Here is an 11437-nt window from a genome sequence, read left to right on the forward strand (position 1 = left end):
GCTTGATGGCTGGCAGCCGGTCGCAGTGGACAAGTTCGGGGCCTGGGCCTTGCTGATCAGCATCACCTTCGTCCTGGCGGCGGTTGGCCGGTCCCGCCGCAGGGACAGCGTCAGCGACACGCCACCGAGCCCGGGCGTCCGGATCAATCGAGACGATCGCCCTCAACCATGACTCCGGCATCCCCGAGGTCGCCACGCCCACTACCACCGTCGACCGCTGGTGGGCCCGAGACCGCCGCGTTCCTCGACACCGGTCACAGCAACGCCAAGAGCGAGGGCATCAACGCGTGACCAAGCTCGTCGCCCGCAACGCGTTCGGGTTCCGCAACGCTGACAGTCAGCGTCTACGGACACGCTGTGTCACGACACGACACGACACGACGAGCCCGCGGACACCTCCGCACCGCTTAACTTCGAAGACCCCGTAACGCATGCCTTGGTCTTGGAGGTCACTCACCCGGCCGAGGGAGGGAGATCGTTCAGGTGGCCGACGCCACCCCGCCGCGGTCGATGCGACGTTCAGAACATGACCAGTGCTGAACGGACGATAAAGGCGCTCTGGAGCGCCTGGTGGCAGAGGTGGCAGCGGTGGCCGCACTGGGTGGCCTGGGCAACGCTGCTGTGGGCGGTGCTGTATGCCGGCTTCGGCCTGGTGTGCGCGCTGAGCGAGCCATCCTTGCTCTACCACGGCGGTAACTCAGGGCTTTCCGGGCTGGGTTGGGTGGTAGCGGCGGTGGGTGTGCTGGCGATGCTGGTCAGCGGGGCGGTGGTGCTGTACGGGCTGCGGCCAGCCTTACGGGCGCTGCTCTGGGTGGCCTGCGGGCTGGCCGGGATCACCGCGTTCAGCCTGCTGATGGATGTGATCACGCTGATGCTTGGTCAGGGAGTGGACAGCCGGGCCTCCGCCGCGAACAAGGCACTGGCGGCGGTCGGGGCGGTCTTGCTCGCGGCCACGGCCCGGTCCGACCGCCGGCCCGCCGGTGCTGCCGTACGAGCACCGTCCGCCGCACCGCGGTTCGTCCAACTCGCCGCCTGCGCTGGGACGCTGGCTTTTGTCCCGTACGCGGCGATGAAGCTGGTGTGGGCGTCCGGCGGCACGTTTGCGGGGATCACCGGTGAGGAGATGCTCGCGGTCTCGGAGCGGAACGGCGCCTCGGGGACCTTCCTCACCCTGGAGTCGTGGGGCCTGGACCCCACCGCACTGCTGGCCGTGCTCGGCGTTTTCCTGCTCTGGGGCCTGGTCCGCCCGTGGGGGCAGGTCTTCCCGCGCTGGGCACCGTTCCTGCGTGGCCGACGGGTGCCGCGCTGGCTCCCGCTCACCCCGGCTCTGCTCGGCGCTGCCACGCTCGCCCCGTACGGCGTTGTGGGGGTCGGATACTTGGCCCTGGCTACGGCCGGCGTGGTGACGATGCGGCGCGGCGACTTCCACTCCTCGGGCGACGCGCTGCTGGTCGGCTGGATCGGGATGGTCGCCTTCGCCGTCTACGGCATCGCCCTGACCATCGCGGCCCACTCGTACTGGTTTCGGACACGTCCCGCCTGCCGGATGACTGCCAACGCAGAGTGATCGTCTGCGGCCAGTTAGGTCCCCCGCTAACCGGCCGCCCGTGGGGAATTTCAACTGGCGACTAGTAGGGCTTGGTCAGGTTCATTTGCCGATGGCTTGTCCGGTTGAGGGGCTTTACCGTTGACCGGGTTGTGACACCTGGGGAGTTGGATGAAGTCCGATGCCGTCTGGAGGACTTCGCGGCAGATATGTTCGAGCCGTTCGCGCGGGTAGATCAGCGTCGGTGGGGCGGGGTGTATCTGCGGGGACTGCTGCTGGACGGGCAGCGGAAATCGGTGGAGCCGATGACCTCCCGGCTGGGTGAGGACGGCAACCGCCAGGCTCTGGCCCACTTCGTCACCTCCAGCCCGTGGGATCCGGCGCATGTGCGGGCCCGACTCGCGTGGAAGATGGCCCCGGCGATCAAACCAACCGCGCTGATCATTGATGACACGGGCTTCCTCAAGGACGGCGACGCGTCGGCTTGTGTGTCGCGGAAGCACACCGGCACCGCCGGCAAGGTGACCAACTGCCAGGCGGGCGTGTCCTTGCAAAGCGGCGCTGGCCTGCCCCCCCCTAAGCCTGCCCCCCCCTACCAGGTCGTCCGCGAGATGCAGTTACTTCTCGCCGTCTGGACCGGCGCCTGCCCCACCAGCCACCGCGACATACCCACGGCGACACCAACCTGGCCGCTCCGCCCCTCGGCACGTTGGCAGGCGTCTGTCGACATGTTGCTAGGATGCGCTGCTCAGCCCGGACCTCCGTCGCGTCGCATGCCGCTCGGGCACCGGGTCGACGGCCACTTGACCGGAGGCGCCGCCCCCCGAACCCAGAGCGAGGACCCATGCCGCAGCGCGCCGCGACCATCGTCGGCGGCGGGATCGGCGGCCTCGCGGCCGCCATCGCCCTGCACCGCCGGGGCTGGCGCGTCGAAGTGCTGGAACGGGCCCCCGAGTTCACCGAGATCGGCGCCGGCATCTCCCTGTGGCCGAACGCGCTGCACGCGCTCGACGCGCTCGGCCTGGCCGACGCCGTCCGGGCACTGGGCGCCGTGGAAGCCGCAGGGGGCGTACGCGACCGCCGGGGCCGCTGGCTGTCCCGTACGGACAACACGGAGCTGGGGCGCCGCTTCGGCCATCCCCTGGTGGTGCTGCACCGCGCGGACCTGTTGCGGGCGCTCACCGAGGCGCTGCCCGCCGACTGCCTGCGGGCGGGCAGCGAGGTGTCCGCGGTCCGCGACGACGGGCACGGCCCGGTCGTCGTGCACCGCGGAGGCGAGTCCCGGCCTGACCTCGTGATCGGGGCAGACGGGCTGCGCAGCGCGGTACGCCGCGCCCTGTGGCCGGACGCGGCCGGACCCCGATACGCCGGTTACACGGCCTGGCGCATGGTCACCGAGCCCCTCGCCTGCCCGCCCTCCGAGGGCGCGGCGACCTGGGGCCGGGGGGAGCGCCTCGGGTACACGGCGCTGCCCGGCGGCCGGATGTACTGCTTCGCGACCGCGTCACTGCCGCCGGGAGCGGCAGCCGGTCCGTCCGAGTACGCCGAACTGCTGCGCCGGTTCGGATCCTGGCCGGACCCGATCCCCACCCTGCTGGCCGCCGTCCCCGAGGAGGCCGTGCTCCGGCACGACCTGTACGACCTGCCGCCGCTGCCCTCCTTCGTCCGCGGCCGGGTCGCGCTGCTGGGCGACGCCGCCCATGCCATGACGCCGAATCTGGGCCAGGGCGCGTGCCAGGCGCTGGAGGACGCGGTCACGCTCGCCCACTGTCTCGACGCCACCCGGGACGTGCCCGCCGCGCTGCGCTCGTACGACCTGCTGCGCCGCCCGAGGACCCAGGCCGTCGCGCGCCGCTCCGCCCGGCTCGGCGCCGTCGGCCAGCTGTCGTGGCCGCCCGCAGTGCTGCTGCGCGACACGGCCGCGCGGCTGACGCCGATGCGGGCGACGCTGCGTTCCATGACGCCGGTGCTCGGCTGGCGGGCGCCCGGTGAGCCGGTGACCGCGACAGAAAACGAGAGCCACTGATGCCGGACTGGACGTATCACCCCCTGCGCGGCGCGGCCGCCGCTGTCCTCGGCGTACGCCGTTCGCAGCGCACCGCACTGCGGCTGCTGGCCTCGATCGGCTCCCGTCCCACCGGCGCCCGGCTGATCGCCCGGGGTTTCGGTCACCGTCATCCGCCGGCGCGGCTCGCCGGTGAGATCGCCGGCGTGCCCGTGGCCGTCCGGCTCGGCATATCCGTCCCGCCCTCGCTCGCCCATGAGGCGATACGTGCCATGGCCCCGCTGGGGGCCGGTGTGGTCGAGGTGGCGCCGGTCTCGGCGGCCGACGTCGAGACCGTACGCGAGGCGGCTGCCGGCCGTTCGATCCCGGTGGTCGTGCGGGCCTGCGACCCGGAGGCCGAGGACGCCCTCAAATCCCACGTCGACGGGTTCACCAGCGACGACGACCCGCACGTGGCGCATGTCACCGACCCGTCGGTCACCGCAGCGGCCACCGTGCTGGAGGAGCCCCAGACCGTCGTACTCGCCCGGCCCAGCGTGCTCGTCGCGGCCGGACCCGGATGGTTCGCCCGGGTCGTCGAGGCGGCCACGCCCACCGCGCCCGCTCCGGCGCTCCGGGACGTCGGCCGCGATCCGCGCCGCTGGCCCGCCTGGTGGTGGGCGCTGCTCGTCGGGCTCGGTATGACGGGCGCCGGACTCGGTGCCGCGGCGATCACGCTCGGCCCGGTGCTGCTCTGGTACGACCACGACTACCTCGGCATGACGATCCACGAGCTGCATGCCGCCAACCACCACCTCGTGCACTTCCTCCAGCACGACCGGATCACCATGGTCGGCACGATGGTGTCCATCGGCGCCCTCTACACCGGCCTTGCGGTGGGCGGGATCAGACGCGGCTGGCCCTGGGCCCGCGAGGCGTATCTGCTGTCGGGGGCGATCGGCTTCCCCACCTTGTTCTACTTCCTGGCGACCGGCTTCGTGGAACCCCTGCACACGGCCACCGCGATCGTGCTGTTCCCGATGTTCGTGGCCGGAGTCCGGCGCGCCCCGCACACTCCACGGTGGCGGCCGGCATCCGAGGGGCCGGAGCCGGAGCGGCGGCGGGCGCTGGTCGGCCAACTGCTGCTGATCGTCACGGGAGCGGGGCTGTTCGTCGGCGGAGCGGTGATCTCGGTGGTCGGTCTGACGGGCGTCTTCGTGCCGACCGACCTGGCCTTCCTGGGCACCAGTACGCAGACTCTGGAAGCGGTCAGTCCCCGGCTCGTGCCCTTCGTCGCCCACGACCGTGCGGGGTTCGGCGGCGCCCTGATGTCGGCCGCGGTGGCGATCACTCTCCTCAGCGCATGGGGCTGGCGGCGGGGCGAGACCTGGGTCTTCTGGACCCTGGCCGCGGCGGCGGCCGCCGGCTTCCTGCCGGCTGTCGTGGTGCACGGCGCGATCCACTACACCGACTTCATCCACCTTGCGCCGGTCTACTTCGGCATCGCCATGACCGGCACCGGTCTGCTGCTCGCGCGTCCGTACCTCTGCGCCAAGGCGCCGGCGAGGCCGAAGGACTGACGGGCCGCCCCGGCGAGCGCTCGACCATGAGCGCATGGAGGCGAGGACGTCGAATGGGACCAGCGCCGGGCCGTATCCAGCAGCCCCGCCCTGACGCTGCGGAGGGACAGGGCGCTGACACTGCTGTCAGCATCGGTGATCACCCTCACTCTGGGGCCGGCCTTCGGTATCGGCATCGGTCTGGCCTTCGGCTCGGCCCAGATTCTGATGGGCGGACTGGCCGGCAAGGAGAGTCACGCCTGGGTGGTCTATGTGCTCGTCGTGGCCTACCTGGCCGCGACTCACCAGTTGCCGTGGCGGCTGATGGGGTTCCTCGACGATGCCCACCGGCTGGGGCTACTGCACCAGGAAGGGCCCGTCTACCAGTTCCGGAACTCATAGCTCAAAGGCCGCCTTGGGGCCGTCCCGCAATCTTGAGGAACGCGTGCGGGAGTCCTCACCGTCATACGTTGCCGCCTCACAGCCCGACCAGTACAGCCCTTTCCGCGAGCCGCTGCCTCGCCTTCGAGGAGCGAGGCACGGACCGGCCAAGAGCCCTACTGTGTCGGTACGTTCGGGCGCGATGCCTCCGTGGTGAGTTCATCGACCATGCGGAAGGCCCGTCTGGGCCGCGGCTATGCAGCTCGCCTGGATGAGACAGCGGGGCCCGAGACCCCAGATGATCGCGTTGATGGCAGCGCAGGCGGCGGTGAGAGGGTCGACGTCATTGCCGTACCGGCGAAGTCGGCTGGGGGTGTAGTTGGAGCTGGATTGGATTCCGGCACATCCTCCGCCGGAACATCAGGCTCGGCCTCCGCGGCCGACGACTCCGCCAGCGCCATCGCGACGGTCTCCCACGTGATCTCTAGCCGCGAAAGATCCTCCCTGGCCTCCTCCAGCCGGACGGCCAACTCCACAGCCTCAGCCTGGAGTTCCTCCACTAAATCAGCGTCTTCCCAGCTCAGGCCACCCTCGACCGTCACTTCAGAGGATCCCCACACGCCCGGCCGGTCGGGTGGGTCAGGGCCGGTTGTACCACTCGCATTTGAGTGCCGTGTTCGCATCAAGGCAGATCCTGACGGACGCCGCCCCGCCGGGCACATCCGCAGGGGCCACGGCATTGAACTGGTATGTCACGTTGCACCGAGTGCCGCTGCTCCAAGTGCCGAGTTCGTTGCCAGAGGCACCGTACGTGCTGAACCACACCCTGTTGCAGCCGACGGCCCGGTGTGTTCCAGCAGCCTCGACCGACCGGTCGCGCCAAGTCAGGGTGCCGCGGACGGAGCTGGCACCGATCGTGACGTCGAAAGGGGTGCTCGGGTAGGGGGCTGACTGCGCGCCGGCGGCGGGAGCGCCCAGCAAGGTGCCCGCCGTCAGCACGATGGAACCGAGGGCGGCGGCGAGATGAGTCTTCATGCGATCTCCAGGATGGGGACTACAGGGCCCGACCGCGGTCGCGTGCGGCATCAACCGGTTGAAGTGAAACAGGGCGGTGGCGAACCGGTTCGGCAAAGTCGCGGTCCGTTTCGCGGCGATGATTCTCATCGCCGCGATCAACGCATGGCTGTGGCCTGCCGGATGTGTCAGCCCCGCCCCGCCCGGACGGCCCACCCAGGACACCGGCAACGTCCTAGACGACTACCGGATCCGCCGCTGTCCCGGCTGGCACCGCCACATGACCCACAGATGACAAACAATCACCACAAAGACCGCTGCAGTACTAGTGCAGGCCGTCGATGCAGTAGCCGGCGCGGTAACAGGTCTGTCCCTTGAGGTAGTTCTGGTTTTCGTCGGTCATGTAGACCCAGATGTTGTCGGACCCACCGACGACGTTCGCGGCAAGGGTGAAGTCCGCCGGCCCGGATCGATTGCACCAAGTGCTGCTGCTCTTGAAGTCCAGTGAGGTGCTGCCGGCGAACGCCCGCGCGTAGACCCGCCGACAATTGCTGGCCTTGAACGATGCGTCGATGCCGACCGACCGGTTGGACCAGCTGGCCGTGCCTTTGTAGTAGCTCGCCCCATACTCAATCGAGACGGTGGCGGCAGCGGCGCCGACGGCGGTCGCGGGTGTCGCCGCGAAGGCCATCCCGGCAACCGACGCGGCTGCGGTCACGGCCACGCCGACCTTCCTCGTGCGGCTCTTGACCTTCGATGCGTCCTTCAACCTCACCATGACAACCACTCCCAGGTTCCTCGAGTGCCGGATGCGCAACCTCACCGTCGTGCGGAGGCGACCGCCTCAGATCGGGCAGTGAACGTTGCTGCCGTTGGTCGGCAACACGACTCCACCACGCGGGGACCTCGCGCCGGAAAGCATTCGAGCCAGTTCAAATCCATCGCGACGACTGCTAGCGTCGGGGCGGTGCTCACCCTGCGTGTAGACGCCAACACAGTGTCCAGGACGCGGTTGGCGCCTTCCCCTGCTTCGGAATCCATGGCGTGGCTGAAACTTACCGCCGCGTCGGGACGGCACCCGGTCTTCGGGGATCCTGGACCACTCGCCCGAGCATCACTTGCCCATCCCGACGTTGCCCTGCTCGCGGACCTGTTGCCGCAGAACGGCGACACCTACAGACCTGACCTGCTCACCCCTCAGCCAGGAACGGACGCACAGCGCCGCGACCTGATCGACGAGCAGATCGCGCACATCGAGGCCGTAGCGCAGGACGACCTCGAAACCCAGGTCTTCACCCACACCCGGACCCACTGGAACAGGCCGCTGCTGGCCACCACCCGCCGGATCGCGGAGTCGGGGCAGATGCAGCGCCATCTCGCCAACGGTCTCGCCCGGTTCTGGCGGGATACCTTGGCCGAGGGCTGGCCCGAACTGCGCTCGATCATCCATCAGGACATCGCCCACCGCGCGACAGCCATCGCCACCCACGGCGTCGGCAGGACGCTCGGAGCACTCCACCCCGACATGGCCTGGGCAGGCGACGCGATCACCCTCGCCAAGCCGTGGGATGCCGAAATCGATGTCACCGGCCGGGACCTGGTCCTCACCCCCAGCGTGCTCAGCCGGCCCGCCGTCATCATCCAGGTCGACACCCCCGGGCAGTTCGTCTTCTACTACCCCGCCCAGCGGATCGGAGCCGACCGGGATCGCAGGTCCGGAAAGATCGCGCAAGTGGTCGGCAACGCCCGAGCGGCCTTGCTGGCGGACCTCGAAACCGCCCGGTCCACCGCGGAACTCGCCGCCCGAACCGGATACACCCCGGGCACCGTCTCCTACCACCTCAGCGCCCTGCACCGCGCACGCCTCGTCACCAAGGTCAGAGACGGGCGCTACGTGTTGTACCAGCGGACCGCGCATGCGGCAGGACTCCTGGAAGAAGCCCATTGCAGTACTCGACGCTCCTCGCTCTGACGGTTACCCGCCGCTGATCGCGGAGTTCGCCCGGCTGTGGCCGAGACCACCGTCTCGGCCTGTACCCAACTGGGCCTGCGCGACCGCCCGCAGGCGCTGGTCGTTGCGTACGAATCGGGGCTCGTCGTACCGGGCGCTGCGGGGACGTAACCTCCCAGCGCCTCGGCCGCCCCTCGGCGTCGACTCGGAAGCTGACGCAGAGCAAGTGACCGCTCGCATAGGGGAGTTGATGCAGTGGAGATCGAGTGTGTTACCCATACGCAATCCCGAGGGCAGGACAAGAGCCCTGGCCGGTGGCAGGATGCACCGCAGCTTGCGCAGCACACAGCGCTGTTGATCTCGGTCGTGCCCTGGTTCGAGCCTGCCCTGGAGGTCCTGTGTCCGCTCGTCCCCCGAAGTCCGTTCGTTCCCCGGTGGCTGCCATAGCCCTGACCGCAGTCGCCGGCCTGCTGATGACGGGCTGCACCAGCACCAAGTCCGACGGCGACGGCGACAAGGGCGCCTCGGGGATCAAGCTCGTCTCGTCCGGCAAGATCAAGACCTGCACGCATCTGCCCTATCCGCCGTTCCAGTCGAAGAAGGACGGCAAGATCGTCGGCTTCGACGTGGATCTGGTCGACCTGGTTGCCAAGGAACTGGGGGTCGAGCAGGAGATCGTCAACACACCCTTCGAGGGCATCGAAACCGGCCAGGACTTCAACATCCGCAAGTGCGACCTGGCCGCCGCAGGCATGACGATCACCGACGAGCGCGACAAGGTCATGGACTTCTCGGACCCCTACTTCAACGCCACCCAGGCGCTGATCACCAAGAAGGGGCAGCCCTACAAGACCTTCGAGGATCTCAAGGGAAAGAAGCTCGGCTACCAGAAGGCCACCACCGGCGGCATCTACGCCAAGAAGGAGAGCAAGGGCCTCGACATGGAGCTCGTGGAGTACGAGGACGTCGGCTTGCTGCTCACGGCGGTCAAGGCCGGCAAGGTCGACGCGGGCATCAACGACAACGGCGTGCTCTTCGAATACATCAAGGACAACCCGGACACCGAGGTGACCGCGGAGTTCGACACCGGTGAGAAGTACGGAATCGGCTTCCGCACGGGCAACGACTCACTGCGCACGAAGGTCAACGAGGTCCTCAAGAAGGCCCGGAGCGACGGCAGTTACGACAAGATCTACAAGAAGTGGTTCGGCACCACTCCGCAGAGCTGACCTCGAGCATTCAAACGGCTGACCAGAGGAGTTCTGCACGTATGTCCATGTCCCGACGGCGGCGGGCACGGCTGTTCCGCGGCGTCCAGTACGCGGTGCTGCTCATCGCCATAGCCGTGTTCGCGCTGGTGGCCGACTGGGGGACACTGCGCCAGGCGTTCTTCGACGTGGAGATCGCCAAGGCGCTGTTCCCCGAGGTGATCACCACCGCGCTGGTCAACACCGCCTACTACACGCTGCTCGGCTTCGGCTTCGGCCTGGGGCTCGGCATCGTGCTGGCGCTGATGCGGCTGTCCACGGTGCCTCCGTACCGCTGGATCGCGATCGCCTATATCGAGTTCTTCCGCGGCGTTCCCTCCCTGCTGGTGTTCATCGCGCTCGGCTTCGGTGTGCCGCTGGCCTTCGAGGTCGCGCTCGACATGGACATCACGGTGATGCTGTCTCTGGGCCTGGTGGGCGCCGCCTATATGGCCGAGACGATCCGCGCGGGCATTCTGGCGGTGCCCAAGGGGCAGACGGAGGCGGCCCGTTCGCTGGGCATGTCACCGGGGCGTGCGATGGTGTCGATCGTGATGCCGCAGGCCTTCCGGATCGTGCTGCCGCCGCTGACCAACGAGCTGATCCTGCTCACCAAGGACTCCTCACTGGTGTATCTGCTCGGCCTCTCGCTCGGCCAGTTCGAGCTGGCCAACTTCGGCCGGGACGCGCTGAACGAGCACAAGAGCCTGACCCCGCTCCTGATCGCCGGACTGCTGTATCTCGTCATCACCCTCCCGCTCGGCCATCTGGTGCGGCGGCTCGAGGCCCGTACGGCGAAAGCCAGGTGAGCACCATGAAGTTCGACAAGGCACCCGACGCGCCCGCACCTTCGGGCCAGGCGATCGAGGTCCGCGAGCTGCGCAAGTCGTTCGGCGATCTGGAGGTGCTCAAGGGCATCGACCTGACGGTCGGGCGCGGTGACGTGGTCTGTGTCATCGGCCCTTCGGGCTCCGGCAAGTCGACCCTGCTGCGCTGCGTCAATCTTCTGGAAGAGCCCACGTCGGGCACGGTGACGGTGGCCGGCACGGAGGTCACCGACCCCGATGTGGACATCGATCGCGTACGCCGTCGGATCGGCATGGTCTTCCAGTCCTTCAACCTCTTCCCGCACCTCACGGCGCTGGAGAACCTGACCATCGCGCAGCGCCGTGTGCTCCGGCGCGGCAAGGAGGAGGCGGAGCGCATCGCTCGGGCCAACCTCGCGCGGGTGGGCCTCGTCGACAAGGAGCAGTCCTATCCGGCGCAGCTCTCCGGCGGCCAGCAGCAGCGGGTCGCGATCGCTCGGGCGCTGTCCATGGACCCCGAGTTGATGCTCTTCGACGAGCCGACCTCCGCGCTCGACCCCGAACTGGTCGGGGACGTACTCGCGGTGATGCGCTCGCTCGCCCAGGAGGGGATGACGATGCTGGTCGTCACCCATGAGATGAGCTTCGCGCGCGAGGTCGCCGACCGGGTGGTCTTCATGGACGACGGAGTGATCGTCGAGGAGGGCACGCCCGAACGTGTGGTGGGCGACCCGCAGCACGAGCGGACCCGGACGTTCCTGGCGCGCGTACTCGATCCTGCGGCGGCGGAGATGGGCGAGGTCCCGGACACAGGACCGCACGAGAAGCGCGTGGACCGCTGAGTGCACCTCGGGGCCGAATATCCCGGCGTACGGGCGTACGGGCGTACGGGCGTACGGGCGTACGGGCGTACGGGCGTACGGGAGGGGTGCCCAGCAGGGCCGCTGAA

General features: G+C 68.9%; 10 protein-coding genes and 2 pseudogenes. 10 read left to right on the forward strand and 2 right to left on the reverse strand.

Annotated elements, in window-relative coordinates; genetic code table 11:
• Positions 1-526: 526 nt before the first annotated feature.
• From AB0G47_RS18915 to AB0G47_RS18935, 5 genes and pseudogenes are all read left to right on the forward strand, one after another.
• Positions 527-1567, forward strand: coding sequence for a hypothetical protein (locus AB0G47_RS18915; protein ID WP_360770888.1), 1041 nt, complete (start codon positions 527-529; stop codon positions 1565-1567).
• A gap of 131 nt (positions 1568-1698) precedes the next feature.
• Positions 1699-2112 (forward strand): annotated as a pseudogene (locus AB0G47_RS18920) (transposase); the annotation flags it as partial.
• A 278-nt stretch (positions 2113-2390) separates the two neighbouring features.
• Complete coding sequence (locus AB0G47_RS18925; protein WP_360770890.1) at positions 2391-3572, forward strand: FAD-dependent monooxygenase; 1182 nt, start codon at positions 2391-2393, stop codon at positions 3570-3572.
• On the forward strand, positions 3572-5110 hold the full coding sequence (locus tag AB0G47_RS18930; RefSeq protein ID WP_360770893.1) for a hypothetical protein: 1539 nt from the start codon (positions 3572-3574) through the stop codon (positions 5108-5110). Before AB0G47_RS18925 ends, AB0G47_RS18930 begins: the two co-directional genes overlap by 1 nt.
• A gap of 135 nt (positions 5111-5245) precedes the next feature.
• Positions 5246-5491 carry a hypothetical protein gene (locus AB0G47_RS18935; protein ID WP_360770896.1) on the forward strand — a complete coding sequence of 82 codons (246 nt, stop codon included), beginning with the start codon at positions 5246-5248 and terminating at the stop codon, positions 5489-5491.
• Positions 5492-6109: 618 nt separating this feature from the next.
• Here the strand turns inward: AB0G47_RS18935 and AB0G47_RS18940 are convergent.
• Complete coding sequence (locus AB0G47_RS18940; RefSeq protein ID WP_360770899.1) at positions 6110-6634, reverse strand: hypothetical protein; 525 nt, start codon at positions 6632-6634, stop codon at positions 6110-6112.
• A gap of 175 nt (positions 6635-6809) precedes the next feature.
• Positions 6810-7262 carry a hypothetical protein gene (locus tag AB0G47_RS18945; protein WP_360770902.1) on the reverse strand — a complete coding sequence of 151 codons (453 nt, stop codon included), beginning with the start codon at positions 7260-7262 and terminating at the stop codon, positions 6810-6812.
• Between the two features lie 261 nt (positions 7263-7523).
• Between AB0G47_RS18945 and AB0G47_RS18950 the strand changes: the two genes are divergently transcribed.
• The 5 genes and pseudogenes from AB0G47_RS18950 to AB0G47_RS18970 all read left to right on the forward strand — a co-directional run bounded on the left by AB0G47_RS18950 (position 7524) and on the right by AB0G47_RS18970 (position 11330).
• On the forward strand, positions 7524-8456 hold the full coding sequence (locus AB0G47_RS18950) for a helix-turn-helix domain-containing protein (protein WP_360770904.1): 933 nt from the start codon (positions 7524-7526) through the stop codon (positions 8454-8456).
• A 63-nt stretch (positions 8457-8519) separates the two neighbouring features.
• Positions 8520-8606, forward strand: a pseudogene (locus AB0G47_RS18955) (DNA-binding response regulator); the annotation flags it as partial.
• 302 nt (positions 8607-8908) lie between these two features.
• On the forward strand, positions 8909-9664 hold the full coding sequence (locus tag AB0G47_RS18960; RefSeq protein WP_360771667.1) for an ABC transporter substrate-binding protein: 756 nt from the start codon (positions 8909-8911) through the stop codon (positions 9662-9664).
• Positions 9665-9705: 41 nt separating this feature from the next.
• A complete protein-coding gene (locus AB0G47_RS18965) occupies positions 9706-10491 on the forward strand; it encodes an amino acid ABC transporter permease (protein ID WP_360770907.1) in 786 nt (261 codons plus the stop codon).
• Between the two features lie 5 nt (positions 10492-10496).
• Positions 10497-11330, forward strand: coding sequence for an amino acid ABC transporter ATP-binding protein (locus tag AB0G47_RS18970; RefSeq protein WP_266872680.1), 834 nt, complete (start codon positions 10497-10499; stop codon positions 11328-11330).
• Positions 11331-11437: the final 107 nt, after the last annotated feature.

This window comes from Streptomyces sp. NPDC021622, assembly GCF_040640795.1.
In the GTDB taxonomy this organism is placed as follows: Bacteria; Actinomycetota; Actinomycetes; order Streptomycetales; family Streptomycetaceae; genus Streptomyces.

Bases quoted from the DNA above. Each gene is read 5' to 3' on its own strand.
- AB0G47_RS18940 (WP_360770899.1), bottom strand. From the start codon at position 6,634: ATGAGAATCATCGCCGCGAAACGGACCGCGACTTTGCCGAACCGGTTC.
- AB0G47_RS18925 (WP_360770890.1), top strand. From the start codon at position 2,391: ATGCCGCAGCGCGCCGCGACCATCGTCGGCGGCGGGATCGGCGGCCTC.
- AB0G47_RS18950 (WP_360770904.1), top strand. From the start codon at position 7,524: ATGGCGTGGCTGAAACTTACCGCCGCGTCGGGACGGCACCCGGTCTTC.
- AB0G47_RS18945 (WP_360770902.1), bottom strand. From the start codon at position 7,262: ATGGTGAGGTTGAAGGACGCATCGAAGGTCAAGAGCCGCACGAGGAAG.
- AB0G47_RS18930 (WP_360770893.1), top strand. From the start codon at position 3,572: ATGCCGGACTGGACGTATCACCCCCTGCGCGGCGCGGCCGCCGCTGTC.
- AB0G47_RS18970 (WP_266872680.1), top strand. From the start codon at position 10,497: ATGAAGTTCGACAAGGCACCCGACGCGCCCGCACCTTCGGGCCAGGCG.
- AB0G47_RS18915 (WP_360770888.1), top strand. From the start codon at position 527: ATGACCAGTGCTGAACGGACGATAAAGGCGCTCTGGAGCGCCTGGTGG.
- AB0G47_RS18965 (WP_360770907.1), top strand. From the start codon at position 9,706: ATGTCCATGTCCCGACGGCGGCGGGCACGGCTGTTCCGCGGCGTCCAG.
- AB0G47_RS18960 (WP_360771667.1), top strand. From the start codon at position 8,909: ATGACGGGCTGCACCAGCACCAAGTCCGACGGCGACGGCGACAAGGGC.